25 protein-coding genes and 1 pseudogene are annotated in these 23787 nt (G+C 67.3%); 11 read left to right on the forward strand and 15 right to left on the reverse strand.

What is annotated here, in order from left to right; genetic code table 11:
* Positions 1-7 precede the first annotated feature (7 nt).
* Positions 8-535, reverse strand: a complete 528-nt coding sequence (ppa, locus tag AC3A6B_RS06390; RefSeq protein ID WP_214693703.1) for an inorganic diphosphatase — start codon at positions 533-535, stop codon at positions 8-10.
* Positions 536-792: 257 nt separating this feature from the next.
* Here ppa and AC3A6B_RS06395 point away from each other — a divergent pair, with 257 nt between their 5' ends.
* Complete coding sequence (locus AC3A6B_RS06395; RefSeq protein ID WP_487835917.1) at positions 793-3282, forward strand: sodium-translocating pyrophosphatase; 2490 nt, start codon at positions 793-795, stop codon at positions 3280-3282.
* Between the two features lie 34 nt (positions 3283-3316).
* On the opposite strand, the gene AC3A6B_RS06400 is transcribed toward AC3A6B_RS06395, so the two are convergent.
* The 6 genes and pseudogenes from AC3A6B_RS06400 to AC3A6B_RS06425 form a co-directional block, all read right to left on the reverse strand.
* A complete protein-coding gene (locus AC3A6B_RS06400; protein ID WP_487835918.1) occupies positions 3317-3886 on the reverse strand; it encodes a hypothetical protein in 570 nt (189 codons plus the stop codon).
* A gap of 181 nt (positions 3887-4067) precedes the next feature.
* Entirely contained in the window at positions 4068-4301 is a 234-nt protein-coding gene (locus AC3A6B_RS06405; protein WP_126835127.1) for a hypothetical protein, read from the reverse strand.
* On the reverse strand, positions 4288-4641 hold the full coding sequence (locus tag AC3A6B_RS06410) for a hypothetical protein (RefSeq protein ID WP_487835919.1): 354 nt from the start codon (positions 4639-4641) through the stop codon (positions 4288-4290). The genes AC3A6B_RS06405 and AC3A6B_RS06410 overlap by 14 nt, the downstream gene beginning before the upstream one ends.
* Before the next feature lie 28 nt (positions 4642-4669).
* Positions 4670-5551, reverse strand: a complete 882-nt coding sequence (locus AC3A6B_RS06415) for a DUF6999 family protein (protein ID WP_487835920.1) — start codon at positions 5549-5551, stop codon at positions 4670-4672.
* A pseudogene (locus AC3A6B_RS06420) lies at positions 5548-5716 on the reverse strand (sterol desaturase family protein); the annotation flags it as partial. The pseudogene AC3A6B_RS06420 and the gene AC3A6B_RS06415, both read right to left, overlap by 4 nt.
* A gap of 86 nt (positions 5717-5802) precedes the next feature.
* A complete protein-coding gene (locus AC3A6B_RS06425) occupies positions 5803-7377 on the reverse strand; it encodes a phospholipase D-like domain-containing protein (protein ID WP_487835921.1) in 1575 nt (524 codons plus the stop codon).
* A 118-nt stretch (positions 7378-7495) separates the two neighbouring features.
* Here AC3A6B_RS06425 and AC3A6B_RS06430 point away from each other — a divergent pair, with 118 nt between their 5' ends.
* Both AC3A6B_RS06430 and AC3A6B_RS06435 read left to right on the forward strand, forming a co-directional pair.
* Complete coding sequence (locus tag AC3A6B_RS06430; protein ID WP_487835922.1) at positions 7496-8050, forward strand: peroxiredoxin; 555 nt, start codon at positions 7496-7498, stop codon at positions 8048-8050.
* A 68-nt stretch (positions 8051-8118) separates the two neighbouring features.
* Complete coding sequence (locus AC3A6B_RS06435) at positions 8119-9552, forward strand: aldehyde dehydrogenase family protein (RefSeq protein WP_487835923.1); 1434 nt, start codon at positions 8119-8121, stop codon at positions 9550-9552.
* A 6-nt stretch (positions 9553-9558) separates the two neighbouring features.
* Here the strand turns inward: AC3A6B_RS06435 and AC3A6B_RS06440 are convergent, their stop codons facing one another.
* Positions 9559-10464: a ZIP family metal transporter gene (locus tag AC3A6B_RS06440; RefSeq protein WP_487835924.1), complete on the reverse strand. Its 906-nt coding sequence runs from the start codon at positions 10462-10464 to the stop codon at positions 9559-9561.
* 123 nt (positions 10465-10587) lie between these two features.
* On the opposite strand from AC3A6B_RS06440, the gene AC3A6B_RS06445 reads away from it, so the two are divergent.
* From AC3A6B_RS06445 to AC3A6B_RS06470, 6 genes are all read left to right on the forward strand, one after another.
* On the forward strand, positions 10588-11349 hold the full coding sequence (locus tag AC3A6B_RS06445; protein WP_487835925.1) for an SDR family oxidoreductase: 762 nt from the start codon (positions 10588-10590) through the stop codon (positions 11347-11349).
* 69 nt (positions 11350-11418) lie between these two features.
* Positions 11419-12705 (forward strand): serine hydrolase domain-containing protein, encoded by a 1287-nt coding sequence (locus tag AC3A6B_RS06450; RefSeq protein WP_487835926.1) that lies wholly within the window; start codon positions 11419-11421, stop codon positions 12703-12705.
* Positions 12706-12753: 48 nt separating this feature from the next.
* Complete coding sequence (gene moaA / locus AC3A6B_RS06455; protein WP_487835927.1) at positions 12754-13869, forward strand: GTP 3',8-cyclase MoaA; 1116 nt, start codon at positions 12754-12756, stop codon at positions 13867-13869.
* Positions 13866-14510 carry a molybdenum cofactor guanylyltransferase MobA gene (mobA, locus tag AC3A6B_RS06460; protein WP_487835928.1) on the forward strand — a complete coding sequence of 215 codons (645 nt, stop codon included), beginning with the start codon at positions 13866-13868 and terminating at the stop codon, positions 14508-14510. The genes moaA and mobA overlap by 4 nt, the downstream gene beginning before the upstream one ends.
* Positions 14507-15820 (forward strand): molybdopterin molybdotransferase MoeA, encoded by a 1314-nt coding sequence (gene moeA / locus AC3A6B_RS06465; RefSeq protein ID WP_487835929.1) that lies wholly within the window; start codon positions 14507-14509, stop codon positions 15818-15820. The genes mobA and moeA overlap by 4 nt, the downstream gene beginning before the upstream one ends.
* Before the next feature lie 18 nt (positions 15821-15838).
* Complete coding sequence (locus AC3A6B_RS06470; protein ID WP_487835930.1) at positions 15839-16342, forward strand: Crp/Fnr family transcriptional regulator; 504 nt, start codon at positions 15839-15841, stop codon at positions 16340-16342.
* Here the strand turns inward: AC3A6B_RS06470 and rnhA are convergent.
* On the reverse strand, positions 16339-16788 hold the full coding sequence (gene rnhA, locus AC3A6B_RS06475; protein WP_214686756.1) for a ribonuclease HI: 450 nt from the start codon (positions 16786-16788) through the stop codon (positions 16339-16341). The two genes, AC3A6B_RS06470 and rnhA, sit on opposite strands and share 4 nt — an antisense overlap.
* Positions 16785-17573 (reverse strand): class I SAM-dependent methyltransferase, encoded by a 789-nt coding sequence (locus AC3A6B_RS06480; protein ID WP_487835931.1) that lies wholly within the window; start codon positions 17571-17573, stop codon positions 16785-16787. The genes rnhA and AC3A6B_RS06480 overlap by 4 nt, the downstream gene beginning before the upstream one ends.
* Here AC3A6B_RS06480 and gloB point away from each other — a divergent pair.
* Complete coding sequence (gene gloB, locus AC3A6B_RS06485; RefSeq protein WP_487835932.1) at positions 17572-18369, forward strand: hydroxyacylglutathione hydrolase; 798 nt, start codon at positions 17572-17574, stop codon at positions 18367-18369. The genes AC3A6B_RS06480 and gloB overlap by 2 nt on opposite strands.
* Positions 18366-19952 (forward strand): transglycosylase SLT domain-containing protein, encoded by a 1587-nt coding sequence (locus tag AC3A6B_RS06490; protein ID WP_487835933.1) that lies wholly within the window; start codon positions 18366-18368, stop codon positions 19950-19952. Before gloB ends, AC3A6B_RS06490 begins: the two co-directional genes overlap by 4 nt.
* 3 nt (positions 19953-19955) lie before the next feature.
* Here the strand turns inward: AC3A6B_RS06490 and AC3A6B_RS06495 are convergent, their stop codons facing one another.
* From AC3A6B_RS06495 to recR, 5 genes are all read right to left on the reverse strand, one after another.
* Entirely contained in the window at positions 19956-20789 is an 834-nt protein-coding gene (locus AC3A6B_RS06495) for an ABC transporter permease (protein WP_487835934.1), read from the reverse strand.
* Entirely contained in the window at positions 20790-21605 is an 816-nt protein-coding gene (locus AC3A6B_RS06500; protein ID WP_487835935.1) for an ABC transporter ATP-binding protein, read from the reverse strand.
* A gap of 50 nt (positions 21606-21655) precedes the next feature.
* Entirely contained in the window at positions 21656-22690 is a 1035-nt protein-coding gene (locus tag AC3A6B_RS06505; protein ID WP_487835936.1) for an ABC transporter substrate-binding protein, read from the reverse strand.
* Positions 22691-22804: 114 nt separating this feature from the next.
* Positions 22805-23197 carry an MAPEG family protein gene (locus AC3A6B_RS06510; protein WP_487835937.1) on the reverse strand — a complete coding sequence of 131 codons (393 nt, stop codon included), beginning with the start codon at positions 23195-23197 and terminating at the stop codon, positions 22805-22807.
* The gene (gene recR / locus AC3A6B_RS06515; protein ID WP_487835938.1) at positions 23197-23787 is read right to left on the reverse strand and encodes a recombination mediator RecR; all 591 of its coding nucleotides are present in this window, start codon (positions 23785-23787) and stop codon (positions 23197-23199) included. Before recR ends, AC3A6B_RS06510 begins: the two co-directional genes overlap by 1 nt.

Consider the following 23787-nt stretch of genomic DNA (forward strand, 5'->3'; position numbering starts at 1 on the left):
CCCGCTCCTACTTCTTGTAGTTGGCGATGCCGTCCACGATTTCCTTCTTGGCGGCATCGATGCCTTCCCAGCCCAGCACCTTGACCCACTTGCCGGCTTCGAGGTCCTTGTAGTGCTCGAAGAAGTGCGTGATGGCCTTCAGGCGCATCGGGTTCACGTCTTCGACCTTCTTCCAGTGGCTGTAGATCGGCAGCACCTTGTCGGTGGGCACGGCGAGCACCTTGCCGTCGACGCCGGCCTCGTCTTCCATCATCAGGATGCCGATCGGCCGGCACGGCACCACCACGCCCGGCACCAGCGCCCAGGGGGTGATGACCAGCACGTCGACCGGATCGCCGTCGCCCGAGAGCGTCTGCGGCACGTAGCCGTAGTTGGTCGGATAGTGCATCGCGGTCGTCATGAAGCGGTCGACGAAGATCGCGCCCGATTCCTTATCGACTTCGTACTTGATCGGATCGGCATTCATCGGGATTTCGATGATGACGTTGAAGGCTTCAGGAGCGTCTTTGCCGGGGGAGACTTTGCCGAGGGACATAGATCTGTCTTGGAGTAGTTGAAAGTGTTCGCGGGATGCGGACAAACCCGAAGTTTACTTTCCGTGTCACGGCCCGGTCGCACGAAACCCGGCATTTGCCTGTAAATTGGCCGCGTTGGCCAATCGGCCCCGGCCTTTTTCAAGGCATCGGGGCTTCGAGGAAGCAACGCGGCGGAAGCACTGACCCGTACGCGTTGCGCGCAGGGCTGAGTGCTTTCGTCTCCACAAGTCACAACGTACGAATGGAGAAGCAAGGCATGATCGGCAACACCCCTCTCGTCCTCGCCATCGTCTGCGGCCTCGTGGCCGTCGGCTATGGGTTCTGGGCGCGCAGCTGGATTCTTTCGAAAGACCCGGGCAACGCCCGAATGCAGGAGATCGCGGCCGCGATCCAGACCGGTGCGGCGGCCTACCTGGCCAAGCAGTACCGCACCATCGCCGTGGTCGGCATCGTGCTCGCGATCCTGATCGGGATCTTCCTCGACGTGACCACCGCGGTCGGCTTCGTGATCGGCGCGGTGCTCTCGGGCGCCTGCGGCTTCATCGGCATGAACGTCTCCGTGCGCGCCAACGTGCGCACCGCGCAGGCCGCGACGCAAGGCATCGGCCCGGCGCTCGATGTCGCCTTCCGCGGCGGCGCCATCACCGGCATGCTGGTGGTGGGGTTGGGTCTGCTGGGCGTCTCGGCCTTCTTCTGGTTCCTGGTGGGCAACGGCCAGCTGACGCCGGACAAGAGCCTCGCCAACCTGCTCAATCCTCTCATCGGCTTCGCCTTCGGCTCTTCGCTGATCTCGATCTTCGCGCGGCTCGGCGGCGGCATCTTCACCAAGGGCGCCGACGTCGGCGCCGACCTGGTGGGCAAGGTCGAAGCCGGCATTCCGGAGGACGATCCGCGCAATCCCGCAGTGATTGCAGACAACGTGGGCGACAACGTCGGCGACTGCGCCGGCATGGCGGCCGACCTGTTCGAGACCTATGCGGTGACGCTGATCGCGACCATGGTGCTGGGCGCGCTGATGGTGGCTGCAGCGCCGGTCAACGCGGTGCTGTACCCGCTGGCGCTCGGCGGCGTGTCGATCATCGCGTCGATCATCGGCTGCTTCTTCGTCAAGGCTTCGCCAGGCATGATCAACGTGATGCCGGCGCTCTACAAGGGCCTGGCGGTAGCGGGCGGGCTGTCGCTGATCGCGTTCTGGTTCGTGACGCAATGGCTCATTCCCGACAACGCGATCGCCGCCTCGGGCAGCCAGCTCAAGCTCTTCGGCGCCTGCTTCGTCGGCCTGGCGCTCACGGCCGCGCTGGTGTGGATCACCGAGTTCTACACCGGCACGCAGTACTCGCCGGTGCGCCACATCGCGCAGGCCTCGACCACCGGACACGGCACCAACATCATCGCCGGCCTCGGCGTGTCGATGCGCTCGACCGCCTGGCCGGTGATCTGCGTCTGCATCGCGATCATGGCTTCCTACTGGCTCGGGGGCCTCTATGGCATCGCAGTGGCGGCCACGGCGATGCTCAGCATGGCCGGCATCGTGGTCGCGCTCGACGCCTACGGCCCGATCACGGACAACGCCGGCGGCATCGCGGAGATGTCGGAGATGCCGGCCAGCGTGCGCGACATCACCGATCCGCTGGACGCCGTGGGCAACACCACCAAGGCCGTGACCAAGGGCTACGCGATCGGGTCGGCCGGCCTGGCCGCGCTGGTGCTGTTCGCCGACTACACCCACAAGCTCGAGAGCTTCGGGCTGGCCATCAGCTTCAACCTGAGCGACCCGATGGTGATCGTCGGCCTCTTCATCGGCGGGCTGATCCCCTACCTGTTCGGCGCCATGGCAATGGAAGCCGTGGGCCGCGCGGCCGGCTCGGTAGTCGAGGAAGTGCGCAGGCAGTTCCGCGAGATCCCCGGCATCATGGAGGGCACCGGCAAGCCCGAGTACGGCCGTGCCGTGAGCATGCTGACCGGCGCGGCGATCAAGGAAATGATGATCCCGAGCCTGCTGCCGGTGGTCGTGCCGATCGTGGTCGGCCTGCTGTTGGGGCCGAAGGCGCTGGGCGGCTTGCTGATGGGCACCATCGTCACCGGCCTGTTCGTCGCCATCTCGATGTGCACCGGCGGCGGCGCCTGGGACAACGCCAAGAAGTACATCGAGGACGGCAACCATGGCGGCAAGGGCTCCGAGGCGCACAAGGCCGCCGTCACCGGCGACACGGTGGGCGACCCCTACAAGGACACCGCCGGCCCGGCGGTGAACCCGCTGATCAAGATCATCAACATCGTGGCGCTCCTGATCGTGCCCCTGGTGGTCAAGTTCCACGCCGGCGATGCCGCTGCGATGCCGGCGCCCGCTGCAAGCCCTGCGCCGATCACCGCACCCGCGCCGGCACCCGCAACAGCGCCGGCCGCGTCGGGCGATACGGGCGCGTCGATCAAGACCGACAACGGCGTGGTCAAGTTCTACTTCGCCACCGCGAGCGCCGAGGTGCCCGCGGGCTCGAGCGCCGCGCTGGCCGACATCGTGAAGGCCGCGCAGGGCGGCGGTCGTGTGCTCGTGAGCGGCTACCACGACGCCACCGGCGATGCCGAGAAAAATGCGGAGCTTGCCAAGCAGCGTGCCCTGGCAGTGGGCGCCGCCCTCAGGCTGGCCGGGGTGCCCGACGACAAGATGGAACTAGCCAAGCCCGCGCAAACCCAGGCCGACGGGCCGCCGGCCGAAGCGCGGCGGGTTGAAGTGAAGCTGCGGTAAGGGTATGCGGCGCGCCGAGCGCGCGCCGCGACGCTCAGTTCAGGCTGAGATCATGGGTGGGCAAGCCGCCCTGCGCGGTGCGCAGCGGCACGCCCTGCAGCGTGTCGAAGTCGGACGGCGCATCCGGCATGCGCATCTCTTCCAGCTCGTGCAGCGATGCCACCCAGCGCCCGGCCGCGGAATTGGCGGGCTCGTCGTTGGTGAAGATGCCGTCGCGGATGTAGAAGGTTTCGCCGGCAGGCCGCTCGGCGTGCAATTCGATCAGGCGCGCGATCGGGAAGGTGTAGGTGACTAGTTTTTCCTTGGTCTTGCGGTCCTTGCCGCCGCAATTGAAGAAGCCTTCCGCGGCAATGACGATGCAGGAGCCGTCGACCTGACTGTCGATGTCACCGCCGCAGCGCCATACGGCGGTGGGAAGGCGAACGCGTACCTTGTCGATCACCAGGTCGCGCTGCTTGTTGAGGCCGTTGAGCGGCGGCACCAGCGAGCGCAGCTGCCGCAGGCGCTCGGCGAAGTTGTCGTCCATGCTGAACTCGACGTGGTGCGTCGCGCCGCCCGAGCGCTTGACGACCTGCATGATGACGTGGCGGGGCGGCCTGCTCATACGCGCTCCGACCAATAGAAGGCAATGGTTTTAAGCGGGATCATTTGATCGACCATCAATTAGAACTTTGGTATTGAGGCAAATAATTGCATCAATTGTTTCCAACTGTAGATCGAAATTCACCGCTTTGGTAGCCGATTTGCAGAGGCAAATCGAATTCGTCAACTACGTCGCGGCGCTGTCACGAATCGATCAGCTCGTCGAGTGCCTTGCACGAGGGCGCACAGACGGTTTGCGACTTGCCCAGCAGCTGCCGGGTCCGCAGCTGCGAGCGCACGCGGTGCTTGCCGCACATGAAGCAGGACATGGTCGCGCCGCTGAATGAGGCCGAAGCGCGGAAAGGAGAGCCCGGCGCCTTGGCCTTGTAGCGCAGGCCGTCGGCTACGACGGCGGTCTTGACATCAGCCTTGGCCATGGGCGGCGTCCGGTTCGGCGCGGCGCATGACGCGCGCGATCGCATCCTTGGCAGCCAGTTCGGCGGCCAGCGAGGCATCCAGCCCGGAGCGGCACAGGCCGGCGTGCTGGTAATTGAGGTTTTCGTACACCTCGGCGGCGGCCGGATAGGCGTCCAGCAACTGCCCGAGGCCAGTGCCGGGTTCGACCTCGCGGAACTCGTCCACCAGGTGCATCACGACCGACCGGTACTGCTCGGCACCCACCGGCACGGCGCTGTGCTCGAGCCGCTCGAGGAGCTGGGCCAGCACATGCGTCACCGCCAGATCGGTCCTGGACGACGGAGTCTTGGTAGCGTTCATGGCTTGCATCTGGGGCACGGACGCTGGATTACAAGGGAGCGGCGACCCGCGCATCCCGGAACTTCATCAGGAGGCTGTGCAGCATCTCGGTGGACAGGCCGTGGATCACCAGCCGATGCCCCGCGCGCAGGGTCGACAGCGGCACCAGCGGGTGCTTGTTGTTCACCAGGATTAGGTGCTCGGGCGCATCCAGCACGGTGGCCGCGTAGATGCCGATGGTTTCGTCCAATTGCAGCGAATTGGCAGCGCGCCAGAAGTCGTTGTCGGTCAGCATGAGCTGGTAGAGCGGCGTGAACAGCTCGATCGCGCTTTGCAGGTCGAGAAAATTGAGCCTGCCGTGCGGCATGTCTTCGATTTGCAGGCCGGGCTCGCGGATCATCGAGAAATCGACCTGCTCCGCCTTGCGCAGCTCGAGCCCCTGCGCCCGCAGCGCCCGATTAAGCCGAATCACGAAGTTGAAGAGGTTCAGGTCGTGCTGCAGGAACATGTCCTCCTTCAGCGCGTCGATGTCTGCCGGCTCCAGCGGCGAGGTAGCGACCGGCACCGGCGAATTGGCGCCGATGAAGGCCAGCACCTGCGAACCCAGGTGGAAGTGCCGCAGGATCAGCCAGTTGGCCTCGGGCGAAACGAAGCGTTTGAGGCCCCAGGCCAGCAGGCGGTGCAGCAGCCGCGAATGCGACCACTTGCGCGGCACGAACACCTTGATCACCTGGAACAGCACGATGGCGGTGCGCGCCAGCGGCCGCAGAAAAGGCAGCAGGTACTGGCGCGAGGCAGAGCTCGAATCGGCGAGCCAGGCTGCCTTCACCTTGTCGGGCAGCGGCGTGCTCTGATCGAGATAGAGCGCGAGCCAGGGGCTCGGGTCGCGCAGATCGTGCTCTTGCGCCAGGAAGTCCGGGGTTGTGCTCATTGGGTCATCTTCGCGCTACGCGCTGCTGTGCTGTTGCGATAGGCACGCAGCTGCCTCGGCCGCATCGGCCGCGATGCGCGTTCGGAACAGCCGGTCCATGAAGGTGAACTGGAAGCCGTAGTTGCCGCTGTGGCAGGTGTGGTGCAGATGATGCCGCCGAAGAGCAGGTAGATGCTGCCGAACAAGGCCACGCCCCACAGCATGACCTGCAGGACGGACAAGGATTGGAAGGTGGCTGCCACGCGCCGAGGCTACAGGAGCATTTCCGGCACGATCGGCGCGATCAGCCTGTTGTAGAAGCGCTGCAAGAAGGTCGCCTCCGGCTCGGAGGTGAGGACCACCTCCTTCTCGCCATCGCTTGTGAGCCACTCGACGGCGCCTGTGTCCTTGGCCAGGCGCAGGCGGTAGGAGTTCTGCACCCTGCTGACGTTGATCACGCGCAGCAGCTCGCGCGCCAGCTGCGGGCTGTCGATCAGCACGCCCATCTCGGTGTTCTGGGTGGCCGAGCGCGGATCCAGGTTCGCCGAGCCGATGAGGAGGCGGCTGCGGTCGATGGCCGCGGTCTTGGCGTGCAGGCGTCCCAGCGATGTGCCGAAGGAGCCGAAACGCTTGCTCGCGGTGGTGCGTTCGGGGCTCAGCTCGTAGAGGTCGGCGCCCGATCTCAGCAGCCGTTGCCGATAGCGCACATAGCCCGTGTGGACCAGTGGTTCGTCGTTGGCCGCCAGCGAGTTGGTCAAGAGCACGACCTTGACCTTGCGCTGGGCCAGCGCCTCGAACGCCGCCATGCCCTTGTCGCCGGGCACCAGGTAGGGCGAAGTCATCTGCACCTCGTTCTTCGCGTCCAGCAGGATGGTCCACATGCGCATCGTGACGCTGGTGGCCAGGGCCTCCTCGGCCGTCATCGTGGTGGGCTTGGTGGGCGGATCCGCCACCGCATTGGCCCAGCCCCACAGCAGGCCCATGCGCCCTTCGTCGAGCTCTTCGCCGATCGGCCCGTAGCCGAGGATGTCGGCCGGCGGCAGCACGATCTTCGGCGGCGGCGCGGCCATGCCGACCCAGGCGTCGAACTCTGCCGTCCCGGGCGTGCTGCCACCCTCGCCACGCACGATGTCCTCGATCGGCCAGACCTGCTCGCTGTTCCAGTAGGCGTCGAAGATGGCTTCGAGCTGCGGCAGCACCTTGCCCACCACCACCGCGTCCATGTCGATGAAGTTCTGCGCCTCGCTGAGCACGAAGTACTCGTCGGCGATGTTGCGTCCGCCAACCACCGCCATCACGCCATCGGCGATGAACAGCTTGTTGTGCATGCGATGGTTGAGCCGGTAGATCTCGTGCGGCGATGCGACGAAGCGCGAAAGGAAGCCGTCGCGGCCGCAGCAGAAGGGATTGAAAAGCCGCACGTCGACGTTGGGCGTCTGCGAAAGCGCCAGCAGCAGGTGCTGGCTCTTGGCGGTGTAGAGGTCGTCCACCAGCACGCGCACCTTGACGCCGCGCGCAGCGGCCTCGCGCAGCGAGCGCATCAGCAGGCGGCCGACGGCATCGTTCTCGAGCTGGTAGTACTGCACCACCAGCGAGCGCTCGGCCCGCTGTGCGAGCTGGATGCGCGCATCGAGCGAGTAGACGCCGAGCGGCATCAGGCGAAAACCGGAATGTTCGTCCGGCGGCGTGGATGCGGCGACGATCTTCGCCAGCGTGGTCGACCGGTCCGCCGGCGCCGCATGCTCCGCGGGCCGCTCCCTGGCCGGCGGCAGCGAGCCGCAGGCGCCGAGCCCGGCGGCCAGCGCGCACAACAGCACGATGCGCAGCAGACGAACCAGTGCGTTCATGATCTTTCCCCTCTTGACCTGCTTCTTGAATACGGCAGCACACGCCTGCCGGTTTCACCTCTGACGCGCAATGCGCCCGGGTTCTAGAATTCGCGATGCCCCCTCCCGGAGTTACATCATGACCCGTCGGATTCTCGCGCGTATCGCCGCCTTTTCGCTCGCAAGCCTTGCTCTTTCCCCCGTCTACGCCGCACTCGACATCGGCGACCCGGTGCCGAAGTTCACGGCCACGGCGGCATTGGGCGGCAAGACCTTCCGCTACTCGCTGGCCGACGCGCTGGCCAAGGGGCCGGTGGTCGTGTATTTCTTTCCAGCGGCCGGCACCCACGACTGCAACATCGAGGCCCACGCCTTTGCGGAAGCCATGAGCCAGTTCGAAGCGGTGGGCGCCACGGTGATCGGCGTCTCGGCCGATGACGTCGACACGCTGAAGGACTTCTCGGTCAAACAATGCCAGAGCAAGTTCCCGGTCGCCTCCGACCAGTCCAAGACGGTGATCCAGGGTTTCGATGCGCTGATGCAGACGCGGCCGGATTTCGCCAACCGGCTTTCCTACGTGATCGCGCCGAACGGCACGGTGGCTTACTACTACCAGAACCTCAATCCCGACAAGCACGTGGAGCGCATGCTCAATGCCGTGAAGGCGCTGCCGAAGGCCACCGCCAGCCGATAGGCCCTGTTAATAGGCCCTCGGGCGATGCTCCGGGCGGCCGCTGGCCGCTTTCGCGCACAATTTCGGCCATGCAACTCCACTACATCGGCAATCAAAACATCGCTTCCTCCTCCGGCCGCACCCTGCCGGTGATCGACCCCTCCGACGGCCAGCCCTTTGACGAACTGCAGCGCGGCAATGCGGCCGACATCGACGCCGCCGTGCGCGCCGCGCGCCATTGCTTCGAAACCCACTGGCACAAGAAGAGCGCGGCCGACCGCGGCCGGCTGCTCTACCTGCTCTCCCAGAAGATCGCCGCGCATGCCAACGAGCTGGCGCTCATCGAGCAGCGCGACTGCGGCAAGCCGGTCAAGCAGGCCCGCGCCGACGCGCTGGCGCTGGTGCGCTACTTCGAGTTCTATGCCGGCGCCTGCGACAAGCTGCACGGCGAGACCATCCCCTACCAGGAGGGCTATAGCGTCTTCACTTGGCGCGAGCCGCACGGCGTCACCGGCCACATCATTCCGTGGAACTACCCGATGCAGATCTTCGGGCGCAGCGTCGGCGGCGCGCTGGCCGCGGGCAACGTCTGCGTGGTCAAGCCCTCGGAAGATGCCTGCCTGTCGCTGATCCGCGTCGCGCAACTCGCGGCGGAGGTCGGCTTCCCGCCCGGCGCGATCAACATCGTGACCGGCTACGGCCACGAGGTCGGCGATGCGCTGGCGCGCCACGAGGGCATCGACCACATCAGCTTCACCGGCAGCCCCAAGGTGGGCACGCTGATCCAGCAGGTCGCGGCCGAGCGCCATTGCCCGGTCACGCTCGAGCTCGGCGGCAAGAGCCCGCAGATCATCTTTGCCGATGCCGACCTGGGCGCCGCGATTCCGGTGCTGATCAACGCGATCGTGCAGAACGCCGGCCAGACCTGCTCGGCCGGCTCGCGCGTGCTGATCGAGCGCGCGGTCTACGAGCCGCTGCTCGAGCGGCTCGGCCACGCCTTCGAGGCCCTGCGCGTCGGCCCCGCCGCGATGGACCTCGACGTCGGCCCGCTGATCCGCCAGACGCAGCAGCAGCGCGTCTGGGACTTTCTGTCCGATGCCCAGCACGCCGGCATTCCGATGGTGGCGCAGGGCGTGGTGGTCGACGAGGCTCCGGAAACCGGCTTCTACCAGGCGCCGACCCTTCTGCGCGATGTGCCGGTCGGTCACCGCCTCGCGCAGGAAGAAGTCTTCGGCCCGGTGCTCGCCGCGATGGTGTTCAGCGACGAGGACGAGGCCGTGGCGCTCGCCAATGCCACGCAGTTCGGCCTGGTCGCCGGCATCTGGACCGAGAACGGCGGGCGCCAGTTCCGCATGGCCAAGCGCGTGAAGAGCGGCCAGGTGTTCATCAACAACTACGGCGCGGGCGGCGGCGTCGAGCTGCCCTTCGGCGGCGTCAAGTCCTCGGGCTATGGCCGCGAGAAGGGCTTCGAGGCGCTCTACGGCTTCACCACGTTGAAGACGGTGGCCGTGAAACACGGCTGATCGGGCCTAAGCCAGCGCAGTATCCAGCAGCATCATCAGCACGAAGCCCACCATCAGCCCGCCCGTCGCAAAGGCCTCGTGGCCCTTGCGGTGGGACTCGGGGATGATCTCGTGGCTGATCACGAACAGCATCGCGCCGGCCGCAAAGCCCAGGCCCCAAGGCAGCAAGGCGGCCGACTCGCTCACGATCGCCGCGCCAAGCACCGCGCCCAAGGGTTCGACCAGGCCGGACGCCATGCCGAGCCCGACCGCAAACGCCCGCCGGTAGCCAGCAGCCAGCAACGCCACCGCAACCACAAGACCTTCTGGCACGTCCTGGATCGCGATGCCGGTTGCCAGCGCGCTGCCGCGCAGCGCATCTCCACCCGCGAAGCCGACACCGATCGCCAGGCCTTCGGGCAGGTTGTGGAGCGCGATCGCGAACACGAACAGCCAGGCGCGACGGAGCACCTGTGCGTTTCGCCCCTCCACGCCCTTGATGAAATGCTCGTGCGGCAGCACGCGGTCCAGCACCAGCAGCGCGAGTGCGCCGAGCAGGATCGCGCTGCCGACGATGCCGCCGGCACCCCACGCACCCGCACCCGCTGCGCGCGCGGCAGCAATGCCAGGGATGATCAACGAAAAGGCGCTGGCCGCCAGCATCACGCCGGCGCCGAAGCCGAACAGCGTGTCCTGTGCGCGGTCCGACAGGCGCTGCGAGAACAGGATGGGCAGCGTACCCAGCGCGGTCGCGAGCGCGGCCACCGAGCCGCCGGTCAAGGCCTGCAGCACCACCGGGCGGCTGGCGACGAACTGCCAGAACTGCGCACCCAGCACCAGCACGCCGGCCAGCACGATCGCGATTCCGATGACCTGCCGATGCGGCAGGACGGGGCGCTTGGCGGCGCTGGCGAGGGACGAACTGTTGTGCATGGGCAAATGATAGTTATTCTCATCTTCTTCATGCTTCAGGAATTTCAATCCCGTCGATAGAGCGCCGCCAGTCGAGCTGCCTACACTTGCCCGTTCCTCACAATCCCCCTGGAGACTTTCAGCATGCGCGTCAAGGACAAATCCATCATCGTGACCGGCGCCGGCGGCGGCATCGGCGAAGGCATCGCGAAGCGGCTGGCGGCCGAGGGCGCGCAAGTCATCGTCAACGACATCAACGCTGCGCTTGGCGAACAGGTGGTCGAAGCCATCCTGCGCGCCGGCGGCCGCGCTACCTTCTTCGCCGCCGACGTCACCCAATCGGCCGAAGTCAAGGCCCTGGTCGAGGCCGCGGTCCAGCGCCACGGAAAGCTCGACGTGATGGTCAACAATGCCGGCTGGACGCATCGCAACCGCCCCGCGCTCGAAGTGAGCGAGGACGAGTTCGACCGCTGCTACGCGGTCAACGTGAAGAGCATCTACCTGTCGACCGTGCACGCCGTGCCGGCATTCCGCGCCAACGGCGGCGGCTCCTTCATCAACATCGCCTCCACCGCCGGCGTGCGTCCGCGGCCGGGCCTCACCTGGTACAACGGCTCGAAGGGCGCGGTCATCACCACCAGCAAGTCGCTCGCCGCCGAGTTCGGCCCCGACAACATCCGCGTGAACTGCATCAACCCGGTGTTCAATCCCGACACCGGCCTGGCCGCCGAGTTCGCCGGCGGGCCGATCACCGAAGAGCGCAAGGCCAAGTTCCGCGCCACCATCCCGCTCGGCCGCTTCTCGACCGCGCTCGACGTGGCCAATGCGGCGCTTTACCTGGCCAGCGACGAGGCGTCCTTCATCAGCGGCGTCTGCATCGAGGTCGACGGCGCACGCTGCGTATAGCGCAGCGCCGGGGAGGCGAAGGCGGCGCAGACCGCCCGAACGAATCCCATCCACAACGAGGAGACAAGAATGACCAAGCCATTCAGGCGGCGCCTGCGCCACATCGTGGCCGGCCTCTTTTTTGCGGTGCCGCTGCTGGCCGCTGCGCAGTCGCTGCCGACCACTACGCCCGAGCGCGTCGGGCTGTCCAGCGAGCGGCTGCAGATGATCACCGACGTGCTGAAGGCCGATGTGGCCGCCGGCAAGATCCCCGGCGCCGTGCTGCTGGTGGCGCGGCAGGGCAAGGTCGCCTGGTTCGAGGCGGTCGGCCGGCTCGACCCGGCCACCGGCACGCCGATGCCGCGCGACGGCATCTTCCGCGTCTACTCGATGAGCAAGCCCATTACCACGGTCGCCGCGATGATGCTGGTCGAAGACGGGCGCATGAAGCTGGACGACCCGGTCTCGATGTACCTGCCCGAGTTCGCCAGCATGACGGTCGGCGTCGAGAAGCCGGGCAGCGACGGCAAGCCGGTGCTCGAGACCGCGCCGGCGCGCCGTCCGATCAGGGTGCACGATCTGATGCGCCACACCTCGGGCCTCACCTACGGCTTCTTCGGCACAGGACTCGTGAAGGAAGCCTACAACGCAGCCAACCTGCATGCCGGCGATCCGAGCAACGCCGAGTTCTCGCAGCGCCTGGCCAAGCTGCCGCTGGCCTACCAGCCCGGGACCACCTGGGACTACAGCTACTCGACCGACATCCTGGGCCGCGTGGTCGAGGTGGTGTCGGGCCAGTCGCTCTACCAGTTCGAGAAAGCCCGCCTGCTCGATCCGCTCGGCATGAAGGACACCAGCTTCTACGTGAGCGATGCGCCGCGCCAGCAGCGCATCGCCGAGCCGCTGGCAAACGACCGCAGCTTCGGGGTCGGCGCGGAGTTCAGCGACCCGCGCGTCGTACAAAAGGCCGAATCGGGCGGTGGCGGCATGGTGTCGACCGCGGCCGACTACGCGCGCTTCCTGCAGATGCTGCTGAACGGCGGCACGCTCGACGGCAAGCGCTACCTGGGCTCGCGCACGCTGGGGTTCATGGTGTCGGACCATTCCAACGGCGGCGCCGGCATCGCGTCCGGGCCGCTCTACCTGCCGGGCCCGGGATACGGTTTCGGCCTCGGCTTCGCGGTGCGTCGCAGCGACGGCGAAGCGCCCTACCCGGCCGCCGCCGGAGAATTCAACTGGGGCGGAGCAGGCGGAACCTACATGTGGGTCGACCCCGAGAATCAGATGTTCGTGGTGCTCATGCTGCAGTCGCCCAAGCACCGGGTGCACTACCGCAGCCTGCTGCGCAACATGATCTACGCCGCCGTGGTCAAGTAGCCCTGAAAAAGGCACCCGGCCGGCCGATGCGTTAAATTGCCCTTCCCCATGAAGAAGCATGTCGTCCCCGTTTCCGAGATCGGCCGCGCGCGCCGCGTGACGGCGCCGGAGCGCGCCGTGCCGGCCACCGGCGTGCTGCTCGATCGCCTGTCGCGTCCGCTCACCGATCTGCGCATCAGCGTCACCGACCGCTGCAACTTCCGCTGCAGCTACTGCATGCCGAAGGAAGTGTTCGACAAGGACTACCAATACCTGCCGCACAGTGCTCTGCTGAGCTTCGAGGAGATCACGCGGCTGGCCCGCATCTTTGCGACGCATGGCGTGCACAAGATCCGGCTCACCGGCGGCGAGCCGCTGCTGCGCAAGAACCTGGAGGTGCTGGTCGAGCAGCTGGCCGCCATCCGCACCCCGCAGGGCGATCCGCTCGACCTCACGCTGACCACCAACGGCTCGCTGCTGGCGCGCAAGGCCGAGGCGCTGAAAGCTGCCGGCCTCAATCGCGTGACCGTGAGCCTCGACGGCCTCGACGACACGGTGTTCCGCAGCATGAACGACGTCGACTTTCCGGTGGCCCAGGTGCTCGCGGGCATCGATGCGGCCCATGCCGCCGGCCTCGGCCCGATCAAGGTCAACATGGTCGTCAAGCGCGGCACCAACGAGCAGGAAATCCTGCCGATGGCGCGCCGCTTCCGCGGCACCGGCGTGGTGCTGCGCTTCATCGAATACATGGATGTCGGCGCGACCAACGGCTGGCGCATGGACGAGGTGCTGCCCTCGGCCGAGGTGGTGGCGCGCATCGCCGAGGAATTCCCGCTCGCGCCGCTCGAAGCCAGCGCGCCCGGCGAAACCGCGCAGCGCTGGGCCTACCGCGACGGCGGCGGCGAAATCGGCGTGATCAGCAGCGTGACCCAGGCCTTCTGCCACGACTGCAGCCGCGCGCGCCTGTCGACCGAAGGCAAGCTCTACCTGTGCCTGTTCGCCAGCAGCGGGCACGACCTGCGCCCGCTCCTGCGCGGCGATGCCGACGATGCGCAGATCACCTCCGCCATCGGCCACATCTGGCAGGGGCGCACCGACCGCTACTCCGAACTGCGCGCGCTGCGCGGGCCTGACACGGATGCGGCCGCGCCGCGTCGCGTCGAGATGAGCTACATCGGCGGATGAGCACTCCTACTTCCATCGCGGCCAGCGAGATCACCGGCCTCGTGCTGGCCGGAGGGCGCGGCTCGCGCATGGGCGGCATCGACAAGGGCCTGCAGAACTTCAACGGCACGCCGCTCGCGATGCATGCGCTGATGCGCCTCGGCATGCAGGTCGGCGAGCTGATGGTCAATGCCAACCGCAACCTGTCGGCCTACGAATCCTTCGGCGCACCGGTCTGGCCCGACGGCTTGGCCGACTACGCCGGGCCGCTGGCCGGTTTCCTGACCGGGCTGGAGCGCTGCGAAACGCCCTACCTGCTGACCGTGCCCTGCGACACGCCGCTGTTCCCGCTCGACCTCGCAAGCCGCCTGGGCGAGGCCTTGCTGGCCGAGGACGCCGAGATCGCCATGGTGAGCGCACCCGAAATGGCCGCCGAGTCCGATGGTGCATCGGCGCTGCGCCCCCAGCCCGTGTTCTGCCTGCTGCGCGCCACGCTGCTCGAAAGCCTGGTCCGCTTCACCCAGGACGGCGGCCGCAAGATCGACAAGTGGACCGCGCAGCACCGGACGGTGCTGGTGCCCTTCGACCGCCCCGGCGATGCGCCCGATGCGTTCTACAACGCCAACACCTTGACCGAGCTGCACGCGCTCGAAAACCGATGAGCCGCATCGCCGAGATCGCTGCCGCCCTGGCCGGCTACGACCCCAAGGCCCTGGGCGTCGATGCGGTGCAGGCCTTCCTGGCGCGGCTCGCCGAACCCGCCGTCGTCACGCAAAGCGAGCGCATCGCACTGCGCGACGCGCTCGGCCGCGTGCTGGCCGAGGACATCATCTCGCCCGTCAGCGTGCCGCCGCACGACAACTCGGCGATGGACGGCTTCGCCTTCGACGGCGCGCTGCTTCCTGCCGACCCGTCGAGCGACGCCTCGGTGAAGCTGCGCGTGGTGGGCACGGCGCTGGCCGGCGCCGCCTGGCGCGGCACGCTCGGCCCGGGCGACGCCGTCAAGATCATGACCGGCGCCATGATGCCCGCAGGCCTCGACACCGTGATCCCGCAGGAATTCTGTTTTGTCGAAGAAGACGAGGTCCGCTTCCCGGCCAAGGTGCTGCGCCGCGGCGACAACCGCCGCCTGGCCGGCGAAGACCTGATGCAGGGCAAGGCCGCATTGCGGCGCGGCGAGCGGCTCTCGCCCGCGGCGCTGGGCATGGTCGCCAGCCTCGGACTGCCGATGGTGCCGGTGCTGCGGCGCCTGCGTGTCGCCTACTTCTCCACGGGCGACGAGATCCTGAGCTTGGGCGAGCTGCCGCGCGAAGGCGCGGTCTACGACAGCAACCGCTACACCGTGTTCGGCCTGCTCACGCGGCTCGGCTGCGAAGTGATCGACCTGGGCCTGGTGCGCGACGATCCCGCGGCGCTGGCCGACACGCTGCGCCGCGCCGCCCGCGAGGCCGACGCGATCATCACCAGCGGCGGCGTCAGCGTCGGCGAGGCCGACCATACGCGCGCCGTGATGCAGCAGCAGGGCGACATGGCCTTCTGGCGCGTCGCGATGCGGCCCGGCCGGCCGATGGCGGTGGGACTGATCCCCAGGCAAAGCGAAGCCGAGGGCACGGCCGTGCTGTTCGGCCTGCCGGGCAATCCGGTGGCCGTGATGGTCACCTTCCTCGCCTTCGTGCGTCCGGCTCTGCTGCGCATGATGGGTTGCCACGCCGAGGGCTGCGCGCCGCCGCCCATGCTGCGCGCCAGGAGCGTGGCCGCGATCCGCAAGAAGCCGGGCCGCACCGAGTACCAGCGCGGCCGGGTGGAGGCAGTGCCGGGATCGCTGCCCGAGGTTCGCATCGCCGGCAACCAGGGATCGGGCGTGTTGAGTTCGATGGTCGAGGCCAATGGCCTGGTGGTGCTGCACCACGAGCAAGGCAGCGTTGCCGCGGGTGACGCGGTCGACGTGATGATGTTCGACGGAGTCGTCTAGCCGCAACCGGAAATGCGCATGCTCGCAGCGCGAATCGAACTGATGCAGCGGATGCCGATCTTCGGCGCCATCCGCGCCGACGCGATCGAGTTCCTCCTGGAGCCGGCGCCCGTCGTTCGCGTCGCAGCCGGCGACTACTTTTTTCGCGAAGGCGATTCGGCGAACGGCATGTTCGTCCTCGAAACCGGGCGCGTCACGGTGTCGAAGAGCTGGCAGGGCGGTCAGCTGCTGCTACGGCGCTTCGCCCAGGGCGACTGTTTCGGCGAGATGGCACTGCTGGATCTCTTTCCGCGCAGCGCCTCGGTGCGGGCCGACGAGGACTGCAGCGCCATTCTGCTCACGCCCGACAATCTGCTGCGCCTGTTCGAGCATGATGCGGAGCAGTTCGCGCTGATCCAGATGAACATCGGCCGCGAGATCAGTCGCCGGCTGCGCGCCACCGACGATCAGCTGTTCCGGGCTCGCATGGGCGAAACACTCGACATGCCGGAGCGCGTCGTGACGATCCCGGGCCCGCTCTAGAGCCGTCCGAGCGCGCGCTCCACGCCCTTGTTCGCCAGCATGTCCGCACGTTCGTTGCCGACATCGCCCGAGTGTCCCTTGACCCAGCGCCACTCGATCTGGTGGCCGCCCTCCGCCACCAGCTTGTCCAACTCCTGCCAGAGTTCGACGTTCTTCACCGGCTGCTTGGTCGAGGTGCGCCAGCCCTTCGCCTTCCAGCCGCGGATCCATTCGGTGATGCCCATGCGCACGTATTGGCTGTCGAGGTAGAGCACGACCTTGCAGGGGCGCTTGAGCGCGCGCAGGCCTTCGATCACGGCCTTGAGTTCCATGCGGTTGTTGGTGGTGTTGAGCTCGCCGCCGAAGAGTTCCTTCTCGGTGGCACCCGACTTGAGCCATGCGCCCCAGCCGCCGGGACCGGGATTGCCCTTGCAGGCGCCATCGGTGTAGATCTGTACTTCGTTCAAAAAAAGACTTCCTCGTTGTGATCGGTGACTGCATCGCGGTGCACTTTGCCCGCGATCGGCACCGGCGCGCTCGCGCGCTGGGCCGCGCGCCGCCAGTCGGCGCTCAGGAGCCGCATGCCGCGCACCCGCTTGACCGCGACCAGAAAATAAACTGCGCCGAAGATCGGCCACCAGCGCTCGCCGGCCGTGTCGAACCAGCGGCAGCGCTCCAGCCAGGCCTCGCTGCGCACCGCCGGCCGGTAGATGCCGAAATTCCCCGACTCGACTTCGAAGCTCAGCAAGCGCAGCCAGTCGCGCATGCGCCGATAGCCGATGAAGTCGCCGGACTCGGGCAGGAACAGCTCGCCGAAGCCCAGTCGCCGGTAAAGATGCGCGCGGCGCTGCCGCATGCCCCAGAGGCTGGCCGGATTGAGACCGCAGATGACGACGCGACCTTCCGGCACCAGCACGCGCTCGACCTCGCGCAGCGTCGCATGAGGGTCGTTGCTGAGCTCGAGCGCATGCGGCAGCAGAACCAGGTCGAGGCTGTTGGCCGAAAAAGGCAGCGCCGTGAAGTCCGTGACCAGTGCGCTCTGCGGCGCCAGGGAGGGATCGTCCAGCGCCAGCCAGCGATGCGGCATGCGGTTGGCGCGCAGCCCGGCGACCTCGGCCAGCCCCAGCTGCAACGCGTGGTAGCCGAACACGTCGGCCACGGCCTGGTCGAACTGGGCCTGCTCCCAGGCCAGCAGGTAGCGGCCGGGGGGGGTCTCGAACCAATCATGCAAACCTATAATTTGACCGCTCATGACCCTCGTTCCGCTGCCCGCCTTCGCCGACAACTACATCTGGATGCTGCAGGACGGTCGCAACGCGATCGTGGTGGACCCGGGGGAAGCCGCGCCAGTGTTCGAAGCACTGGCACGCGGCAATCTGCAGTTGGCCGCGATTCTAGTCACGCACCACCACCCCGATCACACCGGCGGCGTCGCCGCGCTGCACGCGGCCACCGGCGCACAGGTCTTTGGTCCGGCGCGCGAGACTGTCCCGGCGCCCTTCACGCCACTCACTCAGGGCGACCATGCCGAAGTGCAGGGCCTGCGCTTCGAGGTGATCGACATCCCGGGCCACACCGCCGGGCACATCGCCTTCTTTCTGCCGGCCGATGCGCGCAACGCTGCCGCCGGCGAACTCGCGCCGCTGCTCTTCTGCGGCGACACGCTGTTCTCCGCCGGCTGCGGCCGCCTGTTCGAAGGCACGGCCGCGCAGATGCTGGCCTCGCTCGACGCGTTGGCCGCGCTGCCCGGCGACACCCGCGTGTGCTGCGGCCACGAATACACACTTGCTAACCTTCGATTCGCGCGCGCCGTGGAACCCGGCAACGCCGATCTGACTCAGTACACCGCGCATTGCGAAGCCTTGCGCGCGCGCGGTGAACCGACGCTGCCCTCGCAGCTCGCCACCGAGCGCCGGATCAATCCCTTTCTTCGCAGCCGCGAAGCCACTGTCCTCCGAGCGGTCCACGCGCATGCCGGCCTCTCCACGCAAGCCGCGGAAGCCGAGGTGTTCGCCGCGCTGCGCCAATGGAAAAACGACTTCCGATGAAATTTATCGTTGCTGCCTGCCTCGCAGGCTCCCTGTTCCTCGCAGGCTGCGCGAGCACCACCGGCACGAGTTCCCCCTCTTCCGCTCCCACGACGTCGCCCACCGCCTCCAGTGCCCCCGCGGCGGCGCCGGTCTATCCCGGCGGACCGCTCACGCCCATCACCTCGAGCGACACCCGATCGCGCTCCGTCGTCACGCTCGCGCCACCGGCCGACATGTGGGAACGCATCCGCCGCGGCTTCAAGATGCCGGAGCTGCAGAGCGACCTGGTCACGGACCGCGAGCAGTGGTATGCGAGCCGGCCCGACTACATGCAGCGCATGACCGAGCGCTCGAGCCGCTACATCTTCCACATCGTCGAAGAGCTGGAGCGCCGCGACATGCCGACCGAGCTCGCATTGCTGCCCTACATCGAAAGCGCCTTCAACCCGCAGGCGATCTCCAGCGCCAAGGCCGCGGGCATGTGGCAGTTCATGCCTGCCACCGGCACCGACTTCGACCTCAAGCAGAACGTCTTCCGCGACGACCGGCGCGACGTGGTCGCCTCCACCCGCGCGGCGCTCGACTACCTGCAGAAGCTCTACGGCATGTTCGGCGACTGGCACCTCGCGCTCGCCGCCTACAACTGGGGCGAAGGCAGCGTCGGCCGCGCGATCGCCAAGAACAAGCGCGCCGGCCTGCCCACCGGCTACACCGATTTGTCGATGCCGGCCGAGACCCGGCTCTACGTGCCGAAGCTGCAGGCAGTCAAGAACATCGTCGCCAATCCGGAGCGCTTCAACGCCGACCTGCCGCTGATCGCCAACCACCCCTATTTCCAGACCGTGGCGCTCAAGCGCGACCTCGATGTGGCGCTGGCGGCCAAGCTGGCCGACGTCAAGATTGAGGATTTCCGCGCGCTCAATCCGTCCGCGCACAAGCCGGTGCTGCTGGCCGCGGGCACGCCGGAGATCCTGCTGCCCTGGGACAACGCCGCCGTGTTCCAGCGCAACTTCGAGGCCTACACCCAGGGTCAGTACGCGAGTTGGACCGCCTGGACCGTGCCCTCGACGATGACCGTGGCCGATGCCGCCCAGCGCGCCGGCATGAGCGAGTCCGATCTGCGCGCCATCAACAACGTGCCGCCGCGCATGCTCATCAAGGCCGGCTCGACGCTGATCGTGCCGCGCGGCGCGCGCGTGCAGGAAGATGTCAATGCCGCGGTCGCCGATACCGGCCACCTGAGCTTCCAGCCCGAGATCGTCACGCGCCGCACGCTGGTGAAGGCCGGCCGCAGCGACAGCGTTGCGAGCATCGCGCGCCGCTACCGCCTCAGCCCCGCCAGCGTCGCCGAGTGGAACGACGTGAAGGCCAGCCACGCCTTCCAGCGCGGCGTCCCGGTCGTGATCTACCTCCCGGTGAAGGCTGCAGCCGCAGAGCGCGTGGGCCGGGGCGCCCGCTCCAGCACAGTGATCGTGACCAGCAAGCGCGGCGGCGGCGTGGTCAAGACCAGCGCCGGCAAGGCCACGCCGGCAGCGAAGACGGCTTCTTCCAAGGTCGTGCGCGAGAAGCGCGGCGGCACGCCTTCGAAGAAGAAGCGCTGAGAGTCAGAGCTTCTCGGTCTCGCCGCTGCGCGGCTGCCATTTCATCAGGCGCGTTTCGATGATGCCGACGATGCCGTCGAGCGCCAGCGCAAAGGCCGTCAGCACCACGATGCCGGCGAAGACGGTGTTGACGTCGAAGGTGCCTTCGGCCTGCAGGATCAGGTAGCCGACGCCGCGCGCCGAACCCAGGTACTCGCCCACCACCGCGCCGACGAAAGCCAGCCCCACAGAAGTGTGCAGGCTCGAAAACACCCAGCTGGTCGCGCTCGGCAGGTACACGGTGCGCAGCAGCTGCCGCTGGCTGGCGCCGAGCATGCGCGCATTGGCCAGCACTACCGGGCTCACTTCGCGCACGCCCTGGTAGACGTTGAAGAACACGATGAAGAACACCAGCGTGACCGCCAGCGCCACCTTGCTCCAGATGCCGAGGCCGAACCACAGCGCGAAGATCGGCGCCAGGATCACGCGCGGCATGGAGTTGGCGGCCTTGATGTAGGGGTCGAGGATCAGGCTCGCGGTCGGCGCCAGCGCCAGCCAGAGCCCGCAAGCGAGCCCGAGCAGCGTGCCGATGCCGAAGGCCAGCACCGTCTCGAGCAGCGTGGTGCCCAGGTGCCGGTAGATGTCGGCATTGCCCGGCAGGCCTTCGGGAAACAGCAGGTTCGGCGGCACGGCGAGGGGCAGGAACCAGCTCCACACCCGGCCGGCGACCTTGATCGGCTCGCCGAGGAAGAAGGCGATCTGCTGGTCGCGCGACAGCAGATGCCACAGCATCAGCAGCACGACGAGCAGCGCGATCTGCCAGAAGCGCGCGTTGCCTTCATAGGGCCTGAGGCTCATTCAGGCCGCCTTCCTGAGCTGCTGCGCATAGCCCTTAAGCACCTCGTCGCGCAGCACGTTCCAGATCTGCGTGTGCAGCTCGACGAAGCGCGGGTGCGTGCGCACCTCGGCCACGTCGCGCGGGCGCGGCAGGTCGATCGCGAACTCGCCGATCGGGTGCGTGGCCGGCCCGGCCGAGAGCACCACCACGCGGTCGCTCATCGCGATCGCTTCGTCCAGGTCGTGCGTGATGAAGAGCACCGCTTTTTTCTTTGCGGCCCAGAGCTCGAGCACCTCGTTCTCCATCAGCTGCCGGGTCTGGACGTCAAGCGCGCTGAAGGGCTCGTCCATCAGGATGATGTCGGGATCCAGCGCCAGCACCTGCGCCAGTGCCGTGCGCTTGCGCATGCCGCCGGAAAGCTGGTGCGGATAGCGGTCGCCGAAGCCGGTGAGGCCGACCCGCGTGAGCCATTGCTCGGCCTGCGCCCTCGCCTTGCCATCGGGCACGCCGCGGTACTGCAGGCCCACCATCACGTTGGCCAGCGTGCTGCGCCACGGCATGAGGGCCTCAGTCTGGAACATGTAACCCGCGCGCGCATTGATGCCCGCCAAGGGCTGCCCGAACACCTTGATCGTGCCCGAGGACGGTTCGAGCAGGCCCGCGCCGACATTGAGCAGTGTCGATTTGCCGCAGCCCGTGGGCCCGACCACCGAAACGAACTCGCCCTCACGCACGCGCAGCGTGGTGCCGGCAACGGCGGTGTAGCGCTGGCCCTGCGCATCCTTCGAGCGAAAGGTGCAGCTGATATCGAGGAGTTCGAGGGCGTAACTGGACATGGGATGAAAAGAAAAAAACCCGGCCGAAGCCGGGTTGCAGAACGTTCGAGTCAGGCTTTGAACCTGTCCTTCGCGCGCCGCGCAAAATCGTTGGTGTATGTCTTGGCGAGGTCGATCTTGTCGGCCTTCACCATCGGGTCGAAGCTGGCGATGGCGCCGAGCGCGGTCTTGGGACCTTCGGCCGGTATCAGTCCATCGGTGGCGATGGCCTCGCGCACCTTGTCGAAGGACGCCAGGTACAGCGCGCGGTCGCCGAGCAGATAGGTCTCGGGCACGGTCTTGATGATGTCGCCCGGCCCCGCGGTCTGCAGCCACTTGAGGCCATGCACGATCGCATTGGCGAGCGCCTGGCAGGTGTTGGGATGCTTCTGGATGAATTCCGTCGGCGCATAGAGGCAGGCCGCCGGCATCGGGCCGCCGAAGACCTCCTGCGTGCCCTTGAGCGTACGCGTGTCGCTGATGATCTTCACGTCGCCCTTCTGCTCGAGCATCGTCATCACCGGGTCGGTGTTGCTGATGGCGTCGATCTGGCCCGAGCGCAGCGCCGTCAGCGCACCGGCCGCGACGCCCACGCCGATGAAGCTCACGTCGCTGGCCTTCAGGCCACCGCGCGACAGCACGAGGTTGGCCACCATGTTGGTGGACGAGCCCGGCGCAGAGACGCCGATCTTCTTGCCCTTGAGATCGGCGATGGTCGTGTAGTTCGCCATGTTCTTGGTCGACACGCCGATCGCGATCTGCGGTGCCCGGCCTTGCAGCACGAAGGACTGGAAGAACTGGTTCTTGGCCTGCAGGTTGATGGTGTGCTCGTAGGCACCCGAACACACATCGGCCGAGCCGCCCACCACCGCCTGCAGCGCACGCGCGCCACCGGCGAAGTCGGAGATCTCGACATCGAGGCCTTCGGCCTTGAAGTAGCCGAGCTGTTCGGAGATGGTGAGCGGAAGGTAGTAGAAGGCGGCCTTGCCGCCGACTGCGATGGAGATCTTCGACTTTTCCAGCCTGGCCTGCGCGTGGACCAGCGGCGTCGCGATGGAGGCAGCACCCAGCGTGGCAGCGGCGGTGAAAGTTCGGCGATTGAGCATGAAGTGACCCGCGGCCTGTTCGTTTCTTTTGGAATCGAATCGAGCTTAGGGGTGCCCCCCTGCGCCTGCATCGGGAACATCCCCGTGCGGGTTTTCACGTAAGCACGAAGGCCGCTAGCGGCCGGCGAACACGATCGCCATGTTGACCAGGAACGCGAGCGCCCAGACCGCGCTGCGCGCGCTGCCGAGTCCCTTGATGTAGAGCGCGATGTAGACGATGCGCAGCAGCACATAGGCCGCGGCCAACTGATCGAGCCGCGCCTGGGCCGCGCCGAGTTGGTGCGCGATGATCACCGCGCCGATGAAGAAGGCAAGGCCTTCGAAGCTGTTGGACTGCGCGGCCATGGCGCGCGCACGCCAGCCGCTCTGTCGTGCAGCCCATTCGCGCGGCGTCTCGTTGTCGCGCCGCCTGAAGCTGCCGATCTTGGCGATGTAGGCGGCGGCATAGGGCAAGGCCACCGCGACCAACACGCACCAGTAGGCCAGCGTCAACGAAGGCAGGCTCATCACCGGCGGTCGACCAGCGCGTGGGCGATGGTGCCGAGGTCGACGTACTCGAGTTCGCTGCCGGCCGGCACGCCGCGCGCGAGCCGCGTCACCGTGAGGCCGCGCTGCCTGAGCTCTTCGCCGATCACGTGCGCCGTGGCCTCGCCCTCGGCGGTGAAGTTGGTGGCGAGGATCACTTCGCTCACCGTGCCGTCGAGCGCGCGCTCGAACAGCCGCGCCAGGCCGATGTCCTTCGGCCCGATGCCGTCGAGCGGGCTGAGCTTGCCCATCAGCACGAAGTAATAGCCGCGGAAGGCACCCGTGCGCTCGAGTGCGGCCTGGTCGGCCGGCGTCTCCACCACGCACAGCTTGGTGGCATCGCGGCGCGTGTCGAGGCACACGCTGCAGACCGGCGCCTCGGTAAAAGTGTTGCAGCGCTCGCAATGCCGCACATGGGTGGCCGCTTGCTGCAAGGCGCGCGCGAGCAGTTGCGTGCCCTCGCGGTCATGCTGCAGCATGTGAAAGGCCATGCGCGAAGCGGACTTGGCACCGACGCCGGGCAGGCGGCGCAACGCCTCGACCAGCGCCTCGAGCGAACTGGAATCGGCCAT

This window comes from Variovorax sp. Soil_C_33, assembly GCF_057656935.1.